This is a genomic window from Burkholderia sp. Ax-1719 (genome assembly GCF_011753055.1).
Taxonomy (GTDB): Bacteria; Pseudomonadota; Gammaproteobacteria; order Burkholderiales; family Burkholderiaceae; genus Paraburkholderia.
In genome coordinates this window covers 127,037-150,052 of record NZ_VWWJ01000006.1, presented here as the reverse complement: position 1 = coordinate 150,052, position 23,016 = coordinate 127,037, and the positions used below count along the sequence as shown (strand labels likewise).

Here is a 23,016-nt window from a genome sequence, read left to right as displayed (position 1 = left end):
GCGGCACGTTGTGTCGCGCGTTTTCTTTTGCGCGCCATTCATTCGGATGCCGAATTATCGACGCGCAAAGTAAAAGGCCTTCATCGTCGGATGAAGGCCTTTTTTCGAGCGCACGCGGCGCATTCGGGCGGTGGCGACACTCCCCGACAATCGCTCGGTTCACGTCGGCACATGCGACTGCCGTGGTCGACACGGACTGCGCTTTCGGCCCTGAAGGCTCGCTATGATAGCGGCCATCAATTCCCGCACAAGACCGGTGCTTGGCGAGAGGACTTCAATATATGCCTCTCGCTGCCCCGCTACAAGACTTCGGCCATTGAAAGTAACGATTGCCGGCCGCGCTTAAATGCCAAAAAGCAAACACGTCGCACAAGTATAAAAAGTCTTCATACAAGCGCACGCGCGTGCAGGTTCGCAAGCCTGCGGCGCTCAAGCCGTTTCGATATTGCTGGCAGCTTTCGTGCGCAGCGCCGTCTGCTTCGCTTCGATACCGTTCTTTGCGATCAGCGCGTCGATATCGCTTTTGAGCGGGCATTCCTGATGCAGGTTTTTGTCTGCATCCAGCACTTCCACGAGGTAATCGACGAATGCGCGTACGGCGGGAACCATGCCCTGGCGCGAGAGGAATACCGCATAAAGCTGCGGCACCGGCAGCGTCCAGCCCGGCATCACCGGCGAGAGCTTGCCCGAGCGCAGCGCAGCGCCGTACATCATCTCCGGCATGGCGGCGATCCCCAGCCCTTGCAGCGCGGCTTCGCGGATCGTGGTGAGATCGGCGCTGATGAGGCGCGGCTCGTGTTCGTGCGAATGGCGCGTGCCGTCCGGCGCGATCAGGTGGAATACGTGTCGCCCGTCGCCCGTGGGCGTATCGAGCGTCTCGAAACGCGCCAGATCGTCGGGTGTAAGCGGCGGCGCGTTCTGCGCGAGCAGGCTGGGCGCACCCACCAGCATCTGTTCCGTGCGCCATAGCGGGCGCACCACGATATTGGCGTTCTGCGGCGGCTCGGAACGCACCCGCAGCGCAATATCCACCGAATCCTCGAACAAGTCGATCACGCGATTGGTCACGCGCATCACCACCCGCACTTCGGGGTAGCGATGCATGAATTCGGGAATGATCTGCGAAAAGATGGTCTGCGAGAGCGTGACCGGCACGCTCACGCGCACCGTGCCGCGTGGCGACGAGCGCAGCGACTGCACCACGTTCACGGCAGCCTGCGCCTCCGCGAGCATCCCGCGGCAGTGCTGGTAGAACAGCTCGCCTGCCTCGGTGAGCGCGAGCTTGCGCGTGGAGCGCTGCAGCAGGCGCACGCCCAGCGACGCCTCCAGCTCGCTCACTCGGCGCGACAGCCGCGACTTGGAAATGCCAAGCACGCGCTCGGCCGCCGAGAATCCGCCGTGTTCCACGACCTGCGAAAAGTACATCAGGTCGTTCAGGTTGTGCGAATCGATTTTCATGTCGTCGTTCCAGCGATGGGACAATCCATTGCGATCAGGCGGTCAAACAGGCCAAATCGGCTACCTATAATAGCGGTTTGTTTCGCATATCGCGCAATTCCCATTTTTCCGAGGTGATATCCATGCCGGCCGTCCGCTCGATCGCCCACGTTTTTCCCGCCGTTCGCACTACCGAGGGCGGTGGGTTCGTCGTCCATCGCCCCTTCCCCACCCGTCAGCTGATGGATTTCGATCCGTTCCTGCTGCTCGATGAGATGGGCCCCATCGACTACGCGCCCGGCGCGGCCAAAGGCGCGCCCGATCACCCGCATCGCGGCTTCGAAACCGTTACGTACATGCTTGCGGGCCGCTTCGGCCACAAGGATTCGGCGGGCCATTCGGGCACGCTCAATCCCGGCGACGTGCAGTGGATGACCGCCGGTGCCGGCGTCATCCATAGCGAAATGCCTGACCCCGAATTCACGCGCACCGGCGGCCGCATGCACGGTCTTCAGCTGTGGGTGAATCTGCCCGCGACGGACAAGATGATCGCGCCGCGTTACCAGGAGATGCCGCACGCGGGCATTCCGCAAGGACGTTCGGCCGATGGTCTCGCCACGGTCAAGGTGATCGCGGGCGAATCGCTGGGCGCGAAGGCGGCCATCGAAACGCGCACGCCCATCCTGTATCTGCACTTCACGCTCGCGCCCGGCGCGCGGGTGGAGCAGCAGGTGCCGTCGGCGTGGAATGTGTTTGCGTACGGTATTGCGGGTACGGCCCGCTATGGCTCTGAGGGCGAGGCCATCGGCGCGCAGCAGATGGTGGCGTTTGCCGGCGACGGCGAAACCGTGACGATCGCCGCGCCCGCCGATGCGACCGAACCGGTGGAAGTGCTGTTGATCGGCGGGCTGCCGCTCAACGAGCCAGTGGTGCGCTACGGCCCGTTCGTGATGAACACCGAACACGAGATCCGCCAGGCCGTGCTGGACTATCAGGCCGGACGCATGGGGCGGATCTCGCACTGAGGCGCGCGAGCCGACGCTAACCCACAGCCTGCGCCGCTTTTTGTCACAATAAGGTTTTACACGTCGCGCACCGGGCCTCGCGTCCAGTGTGCGGCGGATTCCATTCAACCGTTCCGTCCGCGAGGCGCGCATGTCCGAACCGGAAGTTACTCCTTACGTCACCGCTCATATTGGCTCGACGAACTATCAGGTCCAGTTCGACGATGGCACTCACACGTGGATCGCCGACGAACCGGCCTCGCTCGGTGGCGGCGATCGCGGCCCATCGCCGTTTTCGCTGCTGCTGTCGAGCCTCGGCGCCTGCACGTCGATCACGCTGAAGATGTATGCGCAGCGCAAAGAGTGGCCGCTGGAAGGTGTGCGCGTGAAGCTCTCGATGCAAACCGGCAGCGAAGGCACCACGATCGATCGTCAGATCGCCCTCGAAGGCCCGCTTTCGGACGAGCAGCGCGAGCGTCTGCTGCAGATCGCCAATGCCTGCCCGGTCCACAAGGTCCTCACGAACACGATCCACATCCGCTCGGGCCTCGTCGCCGCCTGAAAGCACGTGGACGGACATCACAGGAAGCCGTCGCCTTGAATTTCGAACACCTCATCCAGATCAACGACCCGACGAATCCGCTCGTGCAGCCGATGACGCGCGAGCAGCTCTGGGAGGGCCTCGTGCTGCGCGCCGAACAGCCGCAGCTTTTCGTGCTCGGCCTCGACAGCTGCACGATCCTCACGCGCGAAGGTGCAACGCTTGAGCGCGAACTGCATTACGGTCACGCCACCGTGCGCGACCGCGTCACGCTCAACGTCAACCAGAGCGTGCGCTACGACATCATGGCGACCGCCGAGTATGTAGGCGGCTCGCTCACCATGACGATCGAGGAGCCGGACGCGCAGCAGCTATTTCTGCGCTTCGAATACAGCACCACCCTGCCGACCGCCGATTCCGGCGAGGAGCACGAGACCTCGGAGATCGTGAAATCGGCCTATCGCGAATCGGACATCGACACCGTGCGTCTGATCCGCCAGTTCGTGCAGGGTCCGGGCGAGCCGGAAGCACCGCTGCACTGAATTTTTTTCCCCCTGGTTGATCGCACCAGCACGCCCGGCCTCGCGCCGGGCGTTGTTTTTTCAGGGATATGCGCGTGCAATCGGCATAAAGCTATCGCTTGCCGATTCCGATGAATTTATCGCAATTGAAAATAAGAACAATTATCATTTAGAATTCACTCATCGAATCGAGACACAGACAGACCGTCACGTTCATGACTGAATTCAACCGCTCAGCAACACTTAGCCTGCGCCGCTCGGGCTCCGCGTTGACCGGCTCGCGAGCCCCGAAGGCCATCGCACCCGCCGCTGTCACGCGTACCAGCACCGAAACGGCAAGCAGCACGCCCGCAAGCAGCGAGCGCTCGCTGGACAGCACGGCCCTGCTTCAAGGCCGCAGCCACGTGAGCATCCTGCACAACGGCGAGACATATCAGCTGCGCGCCACGCGATTGGGCAAGCTGATTCTCACCAAGTGAGGTTCGAGCAGTAGTACCGAGTATTGTGGGGACCGCCTCCATCGAGAGGCGTTGGGCAGTAGCCAGCAACGACGGCTTGCACGCGAGATCTAGACCCCTTCGTGCACACATCCTTCAAGCTTCAAGCCGGCCGTCACAGCAAGCCAAGCCATTTTTTTGTTCTCACCTGTAACATCGGGAGCGGCGCGCGAAGCGTAGCCGTCCTGGCGAGAGCCGCGGCACAGTCCGCGGCTTTTGCTTTTCAAGGTCGTTGCTTTTGCTGCATGGGGAAGGCAGCGGCGGTTCGCATTTATGTGATTCAACGCGTCTATGCGCATGTGAATCAGCGATACCGAGGCGCGATTATAACCGCGACCTCCCCCTCCTCGTAAACCCTTTCGTGAATCGAAGCGGTTAATCGAGCCCACCAAGCGCTGCAATGCCGGCCTGCGCGATCATCGCGTCCTGCTCGGATTTCACGCCCGACACGCCGACCGCGCCGATCACATCCCCCTTCACGACGATGGGCACACCGCCTTCGAGCATCGCCGTGAGCGGTGCGCTCAGGAACGCCGTGCGGCCCTGGCGGATCGCTTCTTCGTACACCTTGCTTTCGCGACGTCCCAGCGCAGCGGTGCGCGCCTTGCCGGGCGCCATCTCGGCGCTGATGGGCGGCGCGCCGTCGAGGCGGCGGAGATACAGCAGATGGCCGCCATCGTCGACGATCGCAATCGTCACGTTCCATTCTTTCGCGCGGGCGTGCGCGACGGCTGCGTCGGCTACGCGGATCACATCTTCGTCGGTCAGTACTGCTCGCGTTCGCATGGGTGTCTCCAGAAAGTCAAAAACCGGGCGACGAACGTCAACCCGGTTTCTTGAGAGTAGCACCCACACCTGGGCCGCGACGCCCCAATGCGGCGTATACCGCCTATATCAGCGGCGCAGGAAAAATGCTCAGCGCGTCCAGCCCCAGAACATGAGCCACCACGCGCTATCCACCACGGCGAGCGCGAGCGCAAAGCCCACCATCGCCAGCGCGCGCTGCCAGAAGCGCGTGCTATAGCGTCCCGTCACGCGCCACGCCAGCCACGCGCTCCACAGATTCGTGATGACGAGAATCGCGATGCGCACTTCCGTGGCCCAGTCGAGCGGCACGTGTTCGGCGCGCAGCAGCGAGAGCGTCGTCGCCGACAAACCGAGGAACACGCCCGCGCCCGCCAGCGGAATCAGCGATTGCGCGAAGTGATGCAGACGGCGCATTTCGAAGCGCCCAAGCGTGGCCGTCGACGCCGCGAGAATCGCGAACAGCGCCGTGCCGTAAACCAGCCCCGTCGCGACGATATAGCCAACGATCATCGTGCCATCGAGCCACGAGAACACGTCGTTCTGCTCGGGATAATGCGTGAGCAGGAACCACGGCGCATTGGTGTCGAGCGGCCAGGTGATATCGCGGTCGATCAACCAGCCCGCCAGCCATTGCTTCATGCCGATAAACCACGGCGACCCGGTCCAATGGAACGCGCCGATGGCAATGCCAAGCAGTCCGTACAGAATCAGCGCGGTATCCCAGCCGTTGGCCTGGCTGTCGCCCAGTTCGACCACTTCTTCGGCGGGCGAGCGCCACGTCAGCGCAATCGCATCGCGGTGACCGCTGCAACGGCCGCACATATGGCATTGCGCGGCGCCCTTCATATTGCGCAGCGGCACCAGCGGCGCACAATTGACGGGAATCACGCGATGTCCGCCGTGCTCGCCATGCGTGTACGAGTTGCGCCACGCGTCTTCGTCGACCTTGAAACGGAACGGCGCGAGACGCGCCAGAAGCGCAAAAACCCCGTTCACGGGGCAGAGATATTTACACCAGACGCGTTTCTCGCGCCCGTACAGGAAACCGATCACCATCGCACCGAGCGTCGATCCGCCCAGCACCAGCAACACCGCCTTGGGATATTGGTAGACGCTCACCATCTGGCCGTAGATGGTGGTGAGGCCAAAGGCCACGAATGGCCAGCCACCCCAGCGCATCCAGCGCGGAATCGCCCAGCCGCGCCCGAACTTGCTGGCGAATTCGGTGAGCGCGCCTTCGGGGCAGAGCACGCCGCACCACACGCGCCCGAGCATCACCATCGAAAGCAGCACGAACGGCCACCAGATGCCCCAGAACACGAACTGCGCGGCGAGCGTCAGGTTGTTCCAGAGGTGCGAGGTGTCGTCGGGCAGCGGCATGACCGCGGGCACCAGAATCAGGAACGCATAGACCGCGACCACGACCCACTGCACGCCGCGAATGATCGCGCCGTGCCGTTGCATCCATTGGCCCGCCTGGGCCAGCCTGCCCTGCCGCCGCATCCCGGGCGGCTGGGCCGATGCACAACTCATGCTGCCTTCCTCTTCGCCACGGCGGCGTGACGTCCGCTCGCGCGGCGCGCGAGGAACCACACCACCAGCCAGTAGACCGCGTAAGCGATCAGGTTCATCAGCGCCGGGTGGGCGCGATAACCCGTGAGCGTCGCCACCAGCGAACCAAAGGTGCTCGAATCGTCGAGGATCGCCGACGAATTCCACACCTGGTCGACGATGGTCGGCAGGATTTCCTTGTCGATCAGCTTGTCCACGCCGGTCTGGAACAGACCCGCGCCGAGGAACAGCAGCATGATTTCGGTGACGCGGAAAAAGAGGCGCCACGAGAACACCTTGCCGCCCAGCTGCAGGAAATAGAACGTCAGGAACGCAAGGCCCAGGCCCAGCAGCACGGCCACGTACTGGCTCGCATCGACATGGCCCGACTGGCCGAAACCAAGGCCGTACAGGAAGATCACCGTCTCGCTGCCTTCACGAGCGATGGCCAGCGCCACCAGCACCGTGATGCCCCACCAGTTGGCATCGCGCGTGGTCTTTTCCAGCGACTCTTCCATCTCGCGCTTGAGCGTGCGGCCATGCTGCTTCATCCACAGCACCATCTGCACGATCAGCACGCAGGCCACCAGCACCATGGCGGTCTGGAAGTAGTCCTGGGCGTCACCCGACAGCACTTCCGTAAAGCCGACCAGCGCCGCGCCCAGCGCGCACGCCGACAGAATGCCCAGCCCCACGCCCGCCCACAGATACGGCAGACCGCGACGCGCGTTGGCGTCGCCGTTCTTCAGCCACGCATACAGAATACCGACCACGAGCAGCGCTTCCACGCTCTCGCGCCAGACGATGAACAATACCTGACCCATTCCACACCTCCTGCCGCCGGGCATCCGCCGGCCGCGTTTTTTTACTTCGCGACGATCACGCCCTGCGCCTGCTGGTGGAAATCGTCGAAAAACTTGTACTCGCCCGGATCGAGCGGCGCGATCACCACGAACGAATCCGCGCCCGGCGCCAGCACTTTTTCCTTGCGCAGCTGCACGCTCTCGAACTCCGCCGCGCCCTTGCCGGTGTTGCGCACCTCGATCTTGACGCGCTTGCCCGCCGGCACTTCGATGCGCGCGGGATTGAGCTTGCCGTCCGTCATTTCGAGCTTGAACGTCGGCAGATCCTCGGCGTGCGCGAGCGCTGCCGCACACGACATCGCCAACAGCACCGCAAACTTCCGCAATCCAGTCATCTGTCTTATCCGCTTCCTGGTGTTCGCTTGATGCACGTCTGGTGCAACCACACGCGCCGCGCGGCCTCAGGCTCGCGCAGCGCGCTTATTCAGCCGGCTTAGTAGCCGCCCTTCTTGCCGATGCCCGCGAACGGGAAATCGTATTCGAGCGTGATGGGCTTGAACCACGGGCCCACGCCGGTTTCCTTGTCGACGTGACGGCCGAACGCGTTGTGGCCCATCTGCATCGGCGCCTCGACGATCATCTTGAGGTGATACTTGCCCGGGCCTGCCAGCTTGACGTTGTCGCCATAGTGCGGACCGTCGTTAGCGACCATCGGCATCAGGTCGCCCTTTTGCACGTAGCTCGAACCCGGCTTGGTCAGCTCGTAGTGCACCTGCAGGTACGGCATCCAGTCGCCTTCCGCGAAACCGGTCGGGTTGTTCTTGACCGCGTGGATATCCGTTTCCAGGTGGATGTCGGAATCCGACGCCTTGCGCATCATGCCTTCCGGTTCCATGGTGATCGGCTGCAGATAGACCGCGCCGATTTCCATGCCACCCTGGATCTGCTGCTTGCCGATCGGGTACTCAGCCGCCTGGACCGAGAAGGCCGCAGCCGCAGCCGCGATGACGGCAGCGCCGCGCACGAAAGTTTGGATCCGCATCGAAACTCCTGATTTTTTTATGAGAGGTACAACCGAATGATCGAGTGTATCGAAGCACATCAACCTGAAAATGTTAATGCGAACAATTCTCAATAATGGCGAAGTTTAACACTGAAGCCGATGGGGAACAAATTGACATGAAAGGAAAACCCCTTTGCAGCAGGGTTTTAGCAGCGCCAGGTTAACAGCGGCTTACGGCAGGCTATCGAATATTTTTCAGTGCGTGCTGAATAGAAAGATCGCGCGACTGCGCCAGCAACGTTGGAAATAAAAAAGGGCGCAGACGGTGATAAACCGCGCGCCCTGCTTTGCGTCGCTGATGCCTATCGACCATCAGGCCGGAGTATCAGACCGGATGATCGCCCACGTTGGCCCCGAACACGCGCTGACGCAGCGTCGCCAGCTGGTCGCGCGTCTGCGCGGCCTTTTCGAATTCGAGGTTCTTCGCGTAGTCCATCATCTGCTTTTCGAGCTTCTTGATTTCCTTGGCGATCTGCTTCTCGGACATATCCTCGAAGCGCGCGCGCTCCTGCTCCTCGCGCAGTTCGGCGCGCGCATCGTCGACGTTGTAGACGCCGTCGATGATGTCCTTGATGCGCTTGACCACGCCGCGCGGCACGATGCCGTGCTCCTCGTTGAAGGCCATCTGCTTGGCGCGGCGGCGCTCGGTTTCGTCGATGGCACGGCGCATCGAATCCGTGATGCGGTCGCCGTACAGGATCGCCTTGCCGTTCACGTTACGCGCGGCGCGTCCGATGGTCTGGATCAGCGAGCGCTCGGCGCGCAGGAAGCCTTCCTTGTCCGAATCGAGAATCGCCACCAGCGAGACTTCGGGAATATCCAGACCTTCGCGCAGCAGGTTGATGCCCACCAGCACGTCGAAGGTGCCCAGACGCAGATCGCGGATGATCTCCACGCGCTCGACCGTGTCGATATCGCTATGCAGATAGCGCACCTTCACGCCGTGATCGGCGAGGAACTCGGTGAGCTGTTCGGCCATGCGTTTGGTGAGCGTCGTCACCAGCACGCGCTCGCCCACTTCCACACGCGCGTTGATTTCACCGAGCACGTCGTCCACCTGCGTCGACGCCGGGCGCACCTCGATGGTCGGGTCGACCAGACCCGTCGGGCGCACCACCTGCTCGGCGATCTGGCCCGTCACCTTTTTCTCGTAGTCGGCGGGCGTGGCGGAGACAAACACCACCTGGCGCATCTTGCGCTCGAACTCATTGAACTTGAGCGGCCGGTTATCGAGCGCCGAAGGCAGCCGGAAGCCGTAATCGACCAGATTTTCCTTACGCGCGCGGTCGCCGTTATACATGCCGTTGAACTGGCCGATCAGCACGTGCGATTCGTCGAGGAACATCATCGCGTCGCTAGGCAGGTAGTCGACCAGCGTCGGCGGCGGCTCGCCCGGCAGCGCGCCCGAAAAGTGCCGCGAATAGTTCTCGATGCCCTTGCAGAAGCCCAGTTCAGCGAGCATTTCCAGGTCGAAGCGGGTGCGCTGCTCCAGCCGTTGCGCCTCCACCAGCTTGCCTTCGGAATGGAAAAACTCCAGCCGGTCGCGCAATTCGGTCTTGATGGTTTCCACTGCGCGCAGCACCGTTTCGCGCGGCGTCACATAGTGCGACGACGGATAAACCGTGAAGCGCGGAATCTTCTGGCGCACGCGGCCCGTGAGCGGATCAAACAGTTGCAGCGTTTCCACCTCGTCGTCGAACAGCTCGACGCGCACGGCCATTTCGGCGTGCTCGGCCGGGAAAATGTCGATGGTGTCGCCGCGCACGCGGAAGGTGCCGCGCTGGAAATCCTGCTCGTTGCGGTTGTACTGCATCGCAATCAGGCGCGCGATGATGTCGCGCTGGCCGAGCTTGTCGCCCTGACGCAGCGTCAGAATCATCTGGTGATACTCGGACGGATTGCCGATACCGTAGATCGCCGAAACGGTCGCCACGATCACCACGTCGCGGCGCTCCATCAGGCTCTTGGTGGCCGACAGCCGCATCTGCTCGATGTGCTCGTTGATCGACGAATCTTTCTCGATGAACAGATCGCGCTGCGGCACGTACGCTTCCGGCTGGTAGTAGTCGTAGTACGAAACGAAGTACTCGACGGCATTGCGCGGGAAGAATTCGCGGAATTCGGCGTAAAGCTGCGCGGCCAGCGTCTTGTTCGGCGCGAACACGATGGCCGGGCGGCCCAGCCGCGCGATGGTGTTGGCCATCGTGAAGGTCTTGCCCGAACCCGTCACGCCCAGCAGCGTCTGGAACGACAAACCGTCTTCCACGCCCTCGACGAGCGTCTCGATTGCGGTCGGCTGGTCGCCGGCCGGCAGATACGGCTGGTAAAGCTGGAACGGCGAGCCGTCGTAGTGGACGAACTTCGACTCGTCGAGCGCGGGCGCGTCGGCGACGGTGTGGTCGGACATGGATGACATCCTGTGCGCGGAGCAAACAAACATTCTAGCGTTTCGCCACCGGGCGGGCGCGAGGCGCCTTTCGGTGCGGCGGGGGGCCGGGAGGCCGCTGCGTCTTATCGAGATGGGGCGATCAGCCCGTTGCTGCAAGAGTCCAACTACGGACTTTTTGCATTTAGATATAGCGAAAAGCTGGGGACAAAAGCCCCGCTGGCGTCGCAGTCGGCGAAAAACCAGCTTGAGGATTCGTTACAATAGCGCGTTGCGTGGCCGGCCGCCCCGCGCTCCCTCGCATCTCGGGGCGCACCCAGAAGTCCTCAGCACCACCCGCGGCGCGCGGACCACCGAGCTTCTCCCTTCACTTTTGCCGAACCATCATGTCCCTCTTTTCCGCTGTCGAACTCGCCCCCCGCGACCCGATCCTGGGTCTGAACGAAGCCTATAACGCCGATGCACGCGCGACCAAGGTGAACCTCGGCGTGGGCGTGTACACCAACGAAGAAGGCAAGATTCCGCTGCTGCGCGCGGTGCGCGAAGCGGAAAAGGCCCGCGTGGAAGCCGGTCTGCCGCGTGGCTACCTGCCCATCGAAGGCATCGCCGCCTATGACGCCGCTGTGCAAAAGCTGCTGCTCGGCGACGACTCGCCGCTGATCGCGGCTGGCCGCGTCGTCACGGCGCAAGCCATCGGCGGCACGGGCGCACTGAAGATCGGCGCCGACTTCCTCAAGCGCGTGAACCCGGCCGCCAAGGTCGCGATCAGCGATCCGAGCTGGGAAAACCACCGTGCGCTGTTCGAAAGCGCAGGCTTCGAAGTGGTCGCCTACCCGTACTACGACGCGCAAACCAACGGCGTGAACTTCGAGGCGATGCTCTCGGCGCTCAACGGCTACGCAGCGGGCACGGTCGTCGTGCTGCACGCGTGCTGCCACAACCCGACCGGCGTCGACCTCACGATCGACCAGTGGAAGCAGGTGATCGAAGTCGTGAAGGCGCGTGAACTCGTGCCGTTCCTCGACATCGCTTACCAGGGCTTTGGCGACGGCATCGCCGAAGACGGCGAAGTCGTGCGTCTGTTCGCGGCATCGGAACTCAACGTGTTCGTGTCGTCGTCGTTCTCGAAGTCGTTCTCGCTGTACGGCGAACGCGTCGGCGCGCTGTCGATCCTCACGGCCAGCAAGGAAGAATCGTCGCGCGTGCTCTCGCAGCTCAAGCGCGTGATCCGCACCAACTACTCTAACCCGCCGACGCACGGCGGCTCGGTGGTCGCAGCGGTGCTCGGCTCGGCCGACCTGCGCGCCATGTGGGAAGCGGAACTCGGCGAAATGCGCAACCGCATCCGCACGATGCGTACGGGCCTCGTCGAGCGCCTGGGCGCAGCCGGCGTCGACCGCGACTTCAGCTTCATCAACGTGCAACGCGGCATGTTCTCGTACTCGGGCCTGACGGCGCCGCAAGTCGACCGCCTGCGCGAAGAGTTCGGCATCTACGCCGTGAGCACGGGCCGCATCTGCGTGGCTGCGCTGAACACGCGCAACCTGGATGCAGTCGCATCGGCTGTCGCTGCCGTGCTGAAGTAATTATCGACCGCGTCGGCCAGGCGCCGACGTAGCGATAAAAAAGGCGTCCGTTCGAGAGAACGGACGCCTTTTGCTTTGGCGCTCAGGCTTTTTTAGGCCTGGCGCGGCCCCTTGCCGGGACCGCGCGTATCGCGATGGATATCGTGCGTGACAAAGCCCGAGTCGTTTTCCGGCTTTTCCAGCCAGCCAGGCTGCTCCAGCGTCGCGCGAATATCCTGTAGACCGCTAGCCCAGTGCTCGCGCATCGTGCTGGTGCCGAACTGGAAGTCCTTGAAATGCCCCTCGTACTCCTTCTGCCGATAGATCAGATGGATCACGTTGTACTTCTTCGAGCACGACAGTTCGTCCGCCAGCTCCACCCACTTGTCCTGCCGATGCTCGGGCGCCACGCGGTCCAGCACTTCGCGCAGCACATGCCGGAAACGCTGCGAGCGTTGCAGCATGTCGGTCACCAGACGCGTGCGGCTTGAATACTGGATGTCCTTCATGCGGCCCTGGACGTCGGTGATGTTGTCGGGCACCGGGCCGCGCGCGCTCCACAGATCGACCTGGAATGCGAGCGTATCGCGCCGCGGCGTGGTCTGGATCACCTCATAAAGCGGCGTATTCGACATCAGGCCGCCATCCCAGTAATACTCGCCGTCGATCTCCACCGCCGCGAAACCCGGCGGCAGTGCGCCCGAGGCGATGAAATGCTCGGGACGCAGCTTCGTGGTGGTGTTGTCGAAGTACACGAAGTTGCCCGTGCCCACGTTCACCGCGCCCAGCGAGACGCGCACCTCGCCCGAATTGATGCGGTCGAAATCGCAAAGGCGTTCGAGCGTGGCCTTGAGCGGCGTGGTGTCGTAATAGCTCGCCTTGCCGGGCTGCCCCGACGCATTGGGCAGCGGCGGCGGAAAGCGCGGCGTGAAAAAGCCCTTCTGTCCTTCGACTACCGCACCCGCCGCCTGGAACGCCGTGAAGGTCTTGCGGATGGCGTCGCCCGCGTTGAACAGCGCGTGTTCGAGAAACGCCGGCAACGGCGGACTCCAGGCCGGCTGACAGATCGTCTCCCAGAACTCGCGCAGGCGCGCCACGCGATGCTCGGGCGCATTGCCCGCGATCAGCGCCGTATTGAGCGCGCCAATCGAAATGCCCGCGATCCAGTTGGGCGCCACGCCGGCCTCGAACAGGCCTTCGTAGACGCCCGCCTGATACGCGCCCAGCGCGCCGCCACCCTGCAGCGTGAGCGCGACGGTTTCCCATTGCGCCGAGTCGCTGCTGCAGCGCGAGGTGCGCGCGTGGGCTTGCGCCGCGTGATGTGCCTGGTCCCGTGCTTCTTGTTGCGCCCGCTCGTCGCTGGCCTGCGGCGGCTGCGTACCCGCCCCGGTATGCGCGCCGGCCTCTTCGCCGACCGCGCTCGATTGGAACTGCCCTTCGACCTGCCCTTTCTTGCGCTGCGCCATGACCGGGCCTCCGCGTTACTGCATGAACCAGCCGTGGCTGACGACGAACGATTGCCCCGTGAGCGCCGCACTCGGGAACGCCGACAGGAACAGCACCGTCTGCGCGACGTCTTCGACCGTGGTGAACACGCCGTCCACCGTGCCGCCGAGCATGACCTTCTTGATCACTTCCTCTTCGGAAATGCCGAGTTCCTTGGCCTGTTCCGGGATCTGCTTGTCCACCAGCGGCGTGCGCACGAAGCCCGGACACACCACATGCGAGCGCACGTTGTGCTTGCCGCCTTCCTTGGCCAGCACGCGCGCAAGACCCAGCAGACCATGCTTGGCCGTGACATAAGCCGACTTCAGCGGCGACGCTTCATGCGAATGCACCGAGCCCATGTAGATCACCACGCCGCCGCGATCGTCCTTGTACATGTACTTGAGCGCGGCCTTGGTCGTGAGAAACGCGCCATCGACGTGAATCGCCTGCATTTTCTTCCAGTCGGCAAACGAATAGTTTTCGATTGGATTCACGATCTGGATGCCGGCGTTCGACACGAGGATGTCGATCGAACCGAAGGTGGCGGCGACCTTGTCGATGCCGTCGTTGACGGCCTCTTCGCTCGTCACGTCCATGGCGACGCCGATGGCCTTGCCGCCCGCAGCCTTGATCTCTTCGGCCACGGCGTCAGCGCCGCTCTGGTTCAGGTCGGCAATGGCGACGGCGGCGCCCGCCTGGGCGAGCGTGAGCGCGATCTGCTTGCCGATGCCGCTGGCTGCACCGGTAACAACCGCGACCTTGCCATCGAGCTTCGAATTCAGTGAGAGAGACGACATCGAGCACCTCCAGAAAATGGACACAGTGGACAGGATGAGACCTCGACGCGCATTCGCCGTCAAATCAGCCATTCGACCTATGCCATCCGGCTGAATGTTGCGCCGCGATCAACCGCGCTATTGTGCATGAAGCCGCCTGACACGCGCGTGAAGCTGGCAGGCCGCCTTCGCACTACCGATGCACGCCTGCCGCAGCGCGGCGCAAGCCTTCTGCGCCCGCTCGCGGATCGTGCTAACTTGCCTGCTCTATCGGCGGGATATTGGCTGCACATCGGCAGCATCAAGCAAAGGAGACGTTCATGAACTATCGGCGACTGGGCCGCTCGGGCCTGCAAGTCAGCGAACTGTCCATCGGTTCGTGGGTCACGTACGGCAATCAGGTCGACCGCAATCTCGCGCGCGAATCGCTTGCTGCGGCGCGCGACGCGGGCGTCAACTTCTTCGATAACGCCGAAGTCTACGCAGGCGGCCAGTCGGAAGAAATCATGGGTCAGGCGCTCAAGGAACTCGCCTGGCCGCGCGTGAGCTACGTGGTGTCCACCAAGTTCTTCTGGGGTTTGAACGAAGCGCCCAACCAGTACCACACGCTCAGCCGCAAATATCTGCTGGACGCCATCGACCATTCGCTCAAGCGCCTGCAGCTCGATTACGTCGATCTGGTGTTCTGCCATCGTCCCGACCCGAACACGCCGGTCGAGGAAACCGTCTGGGCGATGAGCGACATGATCACGCGCGGCAAGGCGCTCTACTGGGGCACCTCGGAATGGAGCGCGGACGAAATCCGCGCCGCGTGGGAAATCGCCGAACGCCATCATCTGCACAAGCCCGTGATGGAGCAGCCGCAGTACAACCTGTTCCACCGTCGGCGCGTGGAAGACGAGTATCGACGTCTTTACGAAGATATCGGCCTGGGCCTGACGACGTGGAGCCCGCTCGCTTCGGGGCTGCTCACCGGCAAGTATCGCGGCGGCGTGCCCGCCGACAGCCGCGCGCAACTGCAGGGCTACGACTGGCTGCGCAAACAGGTCACGGACGCCGATAAAAACGCCATCGTCGGCAAGCTCGCGGATTTCGCCAAGGAACTGGACTGCACCGTCGGGCAGCTCGCGCTGGCGTGGATTCTGAAGAATCCGAACGTGAGCACGGTCATCACCGGCGCATCGCGCGTGGAACAGATCGGCGAAAACATGAAGGCGCGCGACGTGGCGGAAAAGATCACGCCGGAAGTGAAAGAGAAGATCGAGGCGATTGTCGGCGAAGCCTACGATTGAGCGCTTGCGCTCAGGCTTGCGGTGGTGACGAGCCACCGCACCTGTACGCACCTGTACAATACGCGGCCTTTCTCCGGCGGCGCACGAAGCGCCGCCGATCCGTCTCACCTGCCATCGGTCTGCGCGACTCCACACGGAATCGCTGCCGCCCGAGCTTGCCTTTGGCCCCATCATGCTGAGCTACCGTCACGCCTTTCACGCCGGCAATCACGCCGATGTCCTCAAGCACGCCGTCGCCGTGCAATTGCTGAACTATCTCGGCAAGAAGGACAAGGCGTACTGGTATATCGACACCCACGCGGGCGCGGGCGCCTACGCACTGCGCGAAGGCTACGCCACCAAGAACGCCGAATTCGACACCGGCATCGGCAAGCTGTGGGGCCGCACGGATCTGCCCGCGATGCTCACGGAATATGTCGACGAAGTGGCGGCGCTCAATCCGGACGGCGATCTGCGCTTCTACCCCGGCTCGCCGTATCTGGCGTGGCGTCTGATGCGCGAGCAGGACCGCATGCGCCTGTTCGAGCTGCATAGCACCGAGATCGACGTGCTGCGCCATCGTTTTCGCGATGCGGGCCGCCGCGTGATGATCTATCCGGGTGATGGTTTCGACGGCATCAAGGCGCTGCTGCCCCCGCCGCCGCGCCGCGCGCTGGTGCTGATCGATCCGTCGTTCGAGGACAAGCGCGACTATTCGCGCACGATCAAATGTCTGGAAGAAAGTCTGGAGCGTTTCGCCACCGGCACGTATGCGGTCTGGTATCCGCAGGTGACGCGCCCCGAGTCGCAGCGCTTCCCGGACCAGCTCAAGCGTCTGCAGGAAAAGAACTGGCTGCACGTTTCGCTGTCGGTCAGCCATCCGCCCAAGGACGGCTTCGGGCTGTATGGAAGCGGCATGTTCATCCTGAACCCGCCGTACACGCTTTCGCAGTCGCTCAAGGAAACCATGCCGTTCCTCGTGAAGACGCTCGGCATCGACGACGGCGCGCAGTTCAAGATCGAATCGCGCGGCGATTGAACGTCTTTATTGCTGCGGCACGTACTGCTGCGGCGAATACTGCTGCGTGGAGCGCGGACGGGGTGGCCGTCCGCCGCCGCCCGGCACTTCCACATAAGGCGCGACGATGATCGGCTGCGAGCCGTTCGCGCCCGTCCCTTCAAGCGTGGGCAACTGCTGCATCTGCACCATCGGCTGATGCGAGAGCGGCGCGGTCTGCAGCACCGTGCCCGATTGCCCATCGTTGATCCCCGTTTCCGTATCCAGAATCAACGGCTTGCCCGCCGCGTGCACGCCTGCGCTCGCGAGCGCCACGGCGGCGCTCATCAGGGCAGCGGCTAGCGTTGGTCGGAAAAAGCGGTCTGACGCCATGTAAAGCCCCCGGAGTGAATTCGCGACACGCGCGGTCGTGCTGATCGCGCCTACCTACGTGTTGTCGGCCAATTGCAAAAAGGACTTTACCTTACCGTGGTGGCAAGGTTCAGACTGCAAGGTATGCAGAAGTTCGGAGCAGAAAAAACAAAGCCCCGCCAGATGCGGGGCTTGCGGCAAGTCGGCGGCCTTTTGCGCCGTGTGGCGCGGGCCGGTGACTGCGGGAAACTGCGGGAAACTGCTTACAGCGAGTAGCCGTTCGATTCGAGCGAGCGGATACGCTGTTCGAGTTGCACGATGTCGGCCGACGAGGCGAGGTAGTTTTCGCGGCGGCGACGTTCAGCAGTTTCGAACCAGGTGCTCAGCTTTTCGAGGAAGTACGCAAACATGATGGTGTTCTCCAAGGATCGGGAAGTATCCCCGGTGGATTTGCATCAGGGATTACCCTCGTAAGGGATAACCCGCATTATAGCGGTTGCACCTGATTTTTCCAGTGAATTGCTCGCATACAGTGCATTCCAATCTGGAATGGTGCATGACGGATATCGGGCAACATCATGATTTATCGGCAGATTTTTAGGACAACTCTTGCGGAGTTTGCAAATCCTGCAGAATTACGCACCAACATTGTGCAGGAAAACGCAAAAGTTGCGATCTCCTGCGCGACAGGGTTGCACCTTTTGCCGAAAAATTGCGCAACCTCAAGCATTAGCGACGTGTGCAACCGTGTCCGGGTCGGCGAGGCCTTCGATGATTGGGCAGTCCGGACGGTCGTCGCCGTGACAATGCGCCGCAAGATGACGCAGCGTGTCGCGCATCTGCGTGAGTTCGGCGATACGCTGGTCGAGCTCGGCCACATGTTCGAGCGCGATGGCCTTCACTTCGGCGCTGGCGCGCGAGCGGTCGTGCCACAGCGCCAGCAGCCGGCGGATATCGTCGACGAGAAAGCCCAGCCGCCGCGCCTGTCGGATAAAGCGCAGCGCGTGGACCTCCTCCATCCCGTAGACGCGGTAGCCCGCCTCCGTGCGCGCCTTGGGCGCAATCAGGTCCACGCTCTCGTAGTAGCGGATCATTTTTGCCGTCACGCCCGAGGCGCGCGCCGCTTCGCCGATATTCATGCTGCTCTCCTGCAATTTGCCGATTTTTTGATCCTACACCTTCCCACTATGGGAAGGTCCAGCCGCCTCGCCCGGTCAGCCGGAACACCGCTGGCATAATCGGGCGACGCTTTTTCCACCGTTCTCAGTCAAAAGGAATTCACCATGATCCAGTTCAACGTCGAAGGCATGAGCTGCCAGCACTGCGTCGGCGCCGTCACGCGCGCGATCCACGAGCAGGACGCCGCCGCGAAGGTCCAGATCGATCTGGCCGCGGGCCGCGTGAGCGTCGAATCGAACCAGAGCGCCGATGTGCTCAAGGCCGCCATCGACGATGCCGGCTACACCGTCACGGCCACTTCCGCCTGACGCGAGGCGCGCGCCATGTTCAAGGTCGCCATCATCGGCGCGTCCGGCTTGCTCGGTCGCGCGCTCGTGCGTGAGCTTCAGACGCAAACCGGCTGGCAGGTCGTGCAGACGGCCTTCAGTCGCGTGGGTCCGCAGCAGGTTGCGCTCGATGTGCGCGATGCGCGCGCGGTCAGTGATTTCGTGGCACGCGAAGCGCCTGACGCCATCGTGATCGCCGCCGCCGAGCGCCGTCCCGATGTCTGCGAGCACGATCCCGCTGCGGCGCGCGCACTCAACGTCGACGCCGTGCGCCACTTCGCGGCGGCGGCGAAGGCAGTAAAAGCACGCAATGCGTGGGTGCTGTCGATTTCCACCGACTACGTGTTCGACGGCAGCACTCCGCCCTATCTGCCCGAGTCCACGCCGAATCCGCTCAACGCCTACGGCCACAGCAAGCTCGAAGGCGAGCGCGCGCTGCTCGACGCCACCGATAACGCCCTCGTGCTGCGTCTGCCGCTGCTCTACGGGCCGATCGTCGCCTGGCAGGAATCGGCGGTGACGAGCCTCGTGCCTGCGATCCGCGCGTCCGCGCAAACCGGGCATGTGGGCGCGGTGATGGACGCGTGGGCCACGCGCTACCCCACCTTCACGCCGGACGTGGCGTTCGTGATCCGCGAACTGCTCACGCGCTGCGCCGATGGTGACGCCGTGCGCGGCCTCGCGCAATGGTCCGGCGACGAGCCGATGACCAAGTACGAGATCGCGCTGCGCATCGCGCGTGCGCTCGGCATCGACGCGAACCTGATCGCGCAGACCAAGCCCGCCGACGCCACGCCGCGTCCGCGCGACTGCCATCTCGATTCGGGACGGCTGGAAGCGTTGGGCATCGGCCGCCGCACGCCGTTCGATGGGGGCATTCGCGCCGTGCTCGATGCGTTCGAGGCGGAGCATCCGCAGGCATAAGGCTTTCTGGCGCGCGGCAAACTCAACGCCGCGCGCCCTTCCCCACGCTTAATGAAAATCGCGGCTCTGCGTCGCCAGACGTCCGAGCAAACGGCTATGGTCCTCCAGCCGCTTCGCCACCAGATGCACCACCTCGCCTTCGCGCTGCACCACGCCCGCCACCGCCAGCAGCGACGCGCCCAGCAATTCCTTGCGCTGCTTCTCCACCAGCGCCGCATGCACGATCACATTGACCGAGCCGGTTTCGTCCTCAAGCGACACGAAGATGGTGCCTTTGGCCGTGCCGGGCCGCTGCCGCACCGTGACGATGCCGCACACGCGCGCAGGCTTGCCGTGGCGGCACAGCGCCAGTTGCGCCGCGCTGAGAAAACGCTGCTTCGCCAGCCCCTCGCGCAGCAGTTCGAGCGGATGGCGATTGAGCGTGAGACGCAGGCTCGCGTAATCGGCGACGATTTCCGCGCCTTCGGACGCGCGCGGCAAGTCGATGCGCGCCTCGGCCACGGGCGCATCGCGCAGTAGCGCGGGCACCGCATGCTGCGCGGTCACGGCCCACCACGCCTCGCGCCGGTGGCCCGCGATGCTCGCGAGCGCGTTGGCTCCCGCCAGCGCTTCCAGTTCGCGGCGCGTGAGCGCGGCGCGGCGCGCGAGGTCATCGACATCGGCGAATGGCGCCTGCGCGCGGGCCGCGATCACGCGCCGCGCGGCGTCTTCCGAAAAGCCCTTGATGAGGCTAAAACCCAGCCGCACCGCCGGGCCGCCGCTGCCGTAATGCTCGGGCGCCTGCGCGGCGCGCAGACGTTCGATACATCGATGACGGCGCATCAGCTCGCCCAGACGCGGCACGCCGCGACGCGCCACGGCGGCCTGCAGACGCGCACGGTAATGCGCGACCCGCGTGCGGCGTACGCGCGCGGTGTCGTCGTCCAGACGCACGCCCGGTTTGCCGCGCGCCTCCAGCACGGATTCCCACGCGCTGATCCCGATATCGGGCGCGCGCACCGGCACACCGTGGCGCTTCGCATCCTGCACGAGTTGCGACGGCGAATAGAAGCCCAGCGGCTGACTGTTGAGGAGCCCCGCCAGAAACGCCGCAGGCTCGTAGCGCTTGAGCCACGAACTCGTGTAGACGAGCAGCGCGAAACTGGCCGCATGGCTTTCCGGAAAGCCGTAATCGCCGAAACCTTCGATCTGCTTGCAGATGCGGTCGGCGAATTCCTTCGAATATCCCTTGTGCACCATGCGTTGGGTCAAATCGTCCTGATACGGCTTCAGATTGCCGTCGCGCCGCCACGCCGCCATCGCGCGGCGCAGCTTGTCGGCTTCCTCGCCGGAATAGTCGGCGGCGACCATCGCCAGATGCATCACCTGCTCCTGGAAGATCGGCACGCCCAGCGTGCGTTCGAGCACCGGCCGCAGTTCGTCCTTGGCGTACTCCACGCGCTCCTCGCCATGCCGGCGCTTGAGATACGGATGCACCATGTCACCCTGGATCGGCCCGGGCCGCACGATCGCCACCTGGATCACGAGGTCGTAATAGGTGCGCGGGCGCAGGCGCGGCAACATGCTCTGCTGCGCGCGCGATTCGATCTGGAATACGCCGACCGTATCCGCGTGGCTGCACATCGTGTAGACCGCCGGATCCTCGATGGGAATGTCCTTCACGCCGAACTGCGGCAGCCCGCGCCGCAGCGCCACGAATTCGAGCGAGCGCCGGATCGCCGAAAGCATGCCGAGCGCCAGCACGTCCACCTTGAGCAGACGCAGCGCGTCGATATCGTCCTTGTCCCACTCGATCACGTAGCGGTCTTTCATGGCCGCGTTCTCGATCGGCACGAGCCGCGAGAGCTTGTCGCGCGCGATCACGAAGCCGCCCACGTGCTGCGAGAGATGGCGCGGAAAGCCGCGCAGCTCGCGCGTGAGGCGGATCAGTTGCTGCGTGACGGGCGAATCGGGCGAGAACCCCGCTTCCTGCAGATGATGCGCAATCGAATCGGGACCGTCCCACCACTGATGCGCGCCCGAGAGTTTTTCGACCAGCGTGTTGTCGAGCCCGAGCGCCTTGCCCACATCGCGCAACGCACTGCGCGAGCGATAGGTGATGAGCGTGGCCGCGAGCGCGGCGCGACGCGTGCCGTATTTGCGATAGATGTACTGGATGACTTCTTCGCGACGCTGATGCTCGAAATCGACGTCAATGTCCGGCGGCTCATTGCGCGCCCGCGACAGAAAACGCGCGACCAGCATGTTCATGCGCACCGGATCGATTTCGGTGATTTTGAGGCAGAAACACACGACCGAATTCGCCGCCGAGCCGCGTCCCTGGCAAAGAATGTTCTGCTCGCGCGCGAAGCGCACGATGTCGTGCACGGTCAGAAAATACTTTTCGTATTGCAGTTCGGCGATCAGCCCGAGTTCCTGCTCGATCTGGCTTTCGCGTTTGGGCGTCATGCCATCGGGCCAGCGCTCGGCCGCGCCCTGCATCACCAGTTTGCGCAGCCAGGTGGCGGGCGTTTCGTCGGCAGGGACCAGTTCTTCGGGATATTCGTAGGCCAGCTCGCCCAGGTCGAAGGTGCAGCGGCGCGCGACCTCCAGCGTCGCATCGAGCGTATCGCGCGGATAGAGCGCGCTCAGGCGCACGCGCGAGCGCAGATGACGTTCCGCATTCGGTTCCAGCGCCCGGCCGCACGACGCCAGCGGCTTGCCGATGCGCACCGCGCTCAGCGTGTCCTGCAAAGGCTTGCGCGAACGCGCATGCATCAGCACGCCGCCCGCCGCGACGAGCGGCAAGCCGCTTTCCTGCGAAACGTGGCGCAGCACTTCGATCTGCGTATCGTCGCCGCCGGTCTGCCAGAGTTCGAGCGCGAGCCACGCGCGTCCGCTCGCGAAGCCCGCGAGCCAGTGCGCGGCACGAAGCGTCTGCGCAAGCGTGGCGGTGCGCTGCGGCACCAGCAGCAGCACGCAGTCGCGCAGATGGCGCAGATGGGTGCTATCGGCTTGCGGATCGGTGAAGTCGGCTGGATGCAGGCGGTAGTGGCCTTTGTCCGCCCGCGAACGCGCGAGCGTGATCAGCTCGCAGAGGTTGCCGTAGCCCTCGCGATTCATCGCGATCGCAACGAGCGTGCAGAACGGTTCGCCGCCGCTTTCATCGCTGCCCCCGCTTTCATCGACGAGATTCAGTTCGCTGCCGATCAGCAGTTGCAGCGAAGGAACGAAGGGCGTGGCGCGCGCGGCGGCTTCGTGGGCCTTGCGGCGCGCCTCGTCGAAATCCCTGAGCGCGCTCCAGGCGCGCACGACGCCCGCGAACGAGCATTCATCGGTGATGGCGAGCGCGCTGTAGCCGTGCTGGATCGCCTGCTCGACCAGTTCGTTCGGGCGCGACGCGCCGCGCAGGAACGTGAAATTGGTCAGGCAGTGCAGTTCCGCATACTCCGGCAACTGTGCCGGTGATGGCGATGACGATGAAGGTTGCGCGGGCAACGATGCGCCCGCTCCACGATTAGACATGACG

At 63.7% G+C, this 23,016-nt stretch carries 22 protein-coding genes; 9 read left to right on the top strand and 13 right to left on the bottom strand.

The features are described 5' to 3' along the window. Positions 1-429: 429 nt before the first annotated feature. Positions 430-1,458 (bottom strand): LysR family transcriptional regulator, encoded by a 1,029-nt coding sequence (locus tag F3J17_RS14085; protein WP_167059223.1) that lies wholly within the window; start codon positions 1,456-1,458, stop codon positions 430-432. A 122-nt stretch (positions 1,459-1,580) separates the two neighbouring features. Here F3J17_RS14085 and F3J17_RS14080 point away from each other — a divergent pair, with 122 nt between their 5' ends. From F3J17_RS14080 to F3J17_RS14065, 4 genes are all read left to right on the top strand, one after another. Beyond that, positions 1,581-2,462: a pirin family protein gene (locus tag F3J17_RS14080; protein ID WP_167059220.1), complete on the top strand. Its 882-nt coding sequence runs from the start codon at positions 1,581-1,583 to the stop codon at positions 2,460-2,462. A 130-nt stretch (positions 2,463-2,592) separates the two neighbouring features. After that, a complete protein-coding gene (locus F3J17_RS14075; RefSeq protein ID WP_167059218.1) occupies positions 2,593-3,003 on the top strand; it encodes an OsmC family protein in 411 nt (136 codons plus the stop codon). A 35-nt stretch (positions 3,004-3,038) separates the two neighbouring features. Continuing rightward, on the top strand, positions 3,039-3,524 hold the full coding sequence (locus F3J17_RS14070) for an SRPBCC family protein (protein ID WP_167059215.1): 486 nt from the start codon (positions 3,039-3,041) through the stop codon (positions 3,522-3,524). A 194-nt stretch (positions 3,525-3,718) separates the two neighbouring features. After that, complete coding sequence (locus F3J17_RS14065) at positions 3,719-3,982, top strand: hemin uptake protein HemP (protein WP_167059212.1); 264 nt, start codon at positions 3,719-3,721, stop codon at positions 3,980-3,982. Between the two features lie 393 nt (positions 3,983-4,375). On the opposite strand, the gene F3J17_RS14060 is transcribed toward F3J17_RS14065, so the two are convergent. From F3J17_RS14060 to uvrB, 6 genes are all read right to left on the bottom strand, one after another. Then, positions 4,376-4,786 carry a heme-binding protein gene (locus F3J17_RS14060; RefSeq protein WP_167059209.1) on the bottom strand — a complete coding sequence of 137 codons (411 nt, stop codon included), beginning with the start codon at positions 4,784-4,786 and terminating at the stop codon, positions 4,376-4,378. A 129-nt stretch (positions 4,787-4,915) separates the two neighbouring features. Beyond that, the gene (locus F3J17_RS14055) at positions 4,916-6,310 is read right to left on the bottom strand and encodes a 4Fe-4S binding protein (RefSeq protein WP_167059717.1); all 1,395 of its coding nucleotides are present in this window, start codon (positions 6,308-6,310) and stop codon (positions 4,916-4,918) included. 26 nt (positions 6,311-6,336) lie between these two features. Further along, positions 6,337-7,182, bottom strand: coding sequence for an FTR1 family protein (locus F3J17_RS14050; protein ID WP_167059206.1), 846 nt, complete (start codon positions 7,180-7,182; stop codon positions 6,337-6,339). Between the two features lie 41 nt (positions 7,183-7,223). Continuing rightward, complete coding sequence (locus F3J17_RS14045) at positions 7,224-7,556, bottom strand: cupredoxin domain-containing protein (RefSeq protein ID WP_167059203.1); 333 nt, start codon at positions 7,554-7,556, stop codon at positions 7,224-7,226. A gap of 98 nt (positions 7,557-7,654) precedes the next feature. Continuing rightward, positions 7,655-8,203, bottom strand: a complete 549-nt coding sequence (locus F3J17_RS14040) for an iron transporter (protein WP_167059200.1) — start codon at positions 8,201-8,203, stop codon at positions 7,655-7,657. 346 nt (positions 8,204-8,549) lie between these two features. Continuing rightward, positions 8,550-10,631: an excinuclease ABC subunit UvrB gene (gene uvrB, locus F3J17_RS14035; protein ID WP_167059197.1), complete on the bottom strand. Its 2,082-nt coding sequence runs from the start codon at positions 10,629-10,631 to the stop codon at positions 8,550-8,552. A gap of 365 nt (positions 10,632-10,996) precedes the next feature. Between uvrB and F3J17_RS14030 the strand changes: the two genes are divergently transcribed. Beyond that, positions 10,997-12,196, top strand: a complete 1,200-nt coding sequence (locus F3J17_RS14030; protein ID WP_167059194.1) for an amino acid aminotransferase — start codon at positions 10,997-10,999, stop codon at positions 12,194-12,196. A gap of 92 nt (positions 12,197-12,288) precedes the next feature. Here the strand turns inward: F3J17_RS14030 and F3J17_RS14025 are convergent, their stop codons facing one another. Both F3J17_RS14025 and F3J17_RS14020 read right to left on the bottom strand, forming a co-directional pair. Continuing rightward, positions 12,289-13,641: a patatin-like phospholipase family protein gene (locus F3J17_RS14025; RefSeq protein ID WP_240160974.1), complete on the bottom strand. Its 1,353-nt coding sequence runs from the start codon at positions 13,639-13,641 to the stop codon at positions 12,289-12,291. Positions 13,642-13,656: 15 nt separating this feature from the next. Next, entirely contained in the window at positions 13,657-14,460 is an 804-nt protein-coding gene (locus tag F3J17_RS14020; protein ID WP_167059191.1) for a 3-hydroxybutyrate dehydrogenase, read from the bottom strand. A 299-nt stretch (positions 14,461-14,759) separates the two neighbouring features. On the opposite strand from F3J17_RS14020, the gene F3J17_RS14015 reads away from it, so the two are divergent. Continuing rightward, the gene (locus F3J17_RS14015; protein ID WP_167059188.1) at positions 14,760-15,731 is read left to right on the top strand and encodes an aldo/keto reductase; all 972 of its coding nucleotides are present in this window, start codon (positions 14,760-14,762) and stop codon (positions 15,729-15,731) included. A gap of 172 nt (positions 15,732-15,903) precedes the next feature. After that, the gene (gene rlmJ / locus F3J17_RS14010) at positions 15,904-16,749 is read left to right on the top strand and encodes a 23S rRNA (adenine(2030)-N(6))-methyltransferase RlmJ (RefSeq protein ID WP_167059185.1); all 846 of its coding nucleotides are present in this window, start codon (positions 15,904-15,906) and stop codon (positions 16,747-16,749) included. Between the two features lie 6 nt (positions 16,750-16,755). Here rlmJ and F3J17_RS14005 read toward each other — a convergent pair whose 3' ends face one another. From F3J17_RS14005 to cueR, 3 genes are all read right to left on the bottom strand, one after another. Then, positions 16,756-17,055 (bottom strand): hypothetical protein, encoded by a 300-nt coding sequence (locus F3J17_RS14005; RefSeq protein ID WP_240160973.1) that lies wholly within the window; start codon positions 17,053-17,055, stop codon positions 16,756-16,758. 287 nt (positions 17,056-17,342) lie between these two features. Beyond that, entirely contained in the window at positions 17,343-17,489 is a 147-nt protein-coding gene (locus tag F3J17_RS14000) for a DUF3563 family protein (protein WP_167059179.1), read from the bottom strand. Positions 17,490-17,801: 312 nt separating this feature from the next. Next, the gene (cueR, locus tag F3J17_RS13995) at positions 17,802-18,218 is read right to left on the bottom strand and encodes a Cu(I)-responsive transcriptional regulator (protein ID WP_167059176.1); all 417 of its coding nucleotides are present in this window, start codon (positions 18,216-18,218) and stop codon (positions 17,802-17,804) included. 144 nt (positions 18,219-18,362) lie between these two features. Between cueR and F3J17_RS13990 the strand changes: the two genes are divergently transcribed. Both F3J17_RS13990 and F3J17_RS13985 read left to right on the top strand, forming a co-directional pair. After that, complete coding sequence (locus tag F3J17_RS13990) at positions 18,363-18,566, top strand: cation transporter (RefSeq protein WP_167059173.1); 204 nt, start codon at positions 18,363-18,365, stop codon at positions 18,564-18,566. 15 nt (positions 18,567-18,581) lie between these two features. Further along, positions 18,582-19,508 carry an SDR family oxidoreductase gene (locus tag F3J17_RS13985; RefSeq protein ID WP_167059170.1) on the top strand — a complete coding sequence of 309 codons (927 nt, stop codon included), beginning with the start codon at positions 18,582-18,584 and terminating at the stop codon, positions 19,506-19,508. Between the two features lie 48 nt (positions 19,509-19,556). Here F3J17_RS13985 and F3J17_RS13980 read toward each other — a convergent pair whose 3' ends face one another. Further along, positions 19,557-23,012, bottom strand: a complete 3,456-nt coding sequence (locus tag F3J17_RS13980; RefSeq protein WP_167059167.1) for an error-prone DNA polymerase — start codon at positions 23,010-23,012, stop codon at positions 19,557-19,559. Between the last annotated feature and the right edge of the window lie 4 nt (positions 23,013-23,016).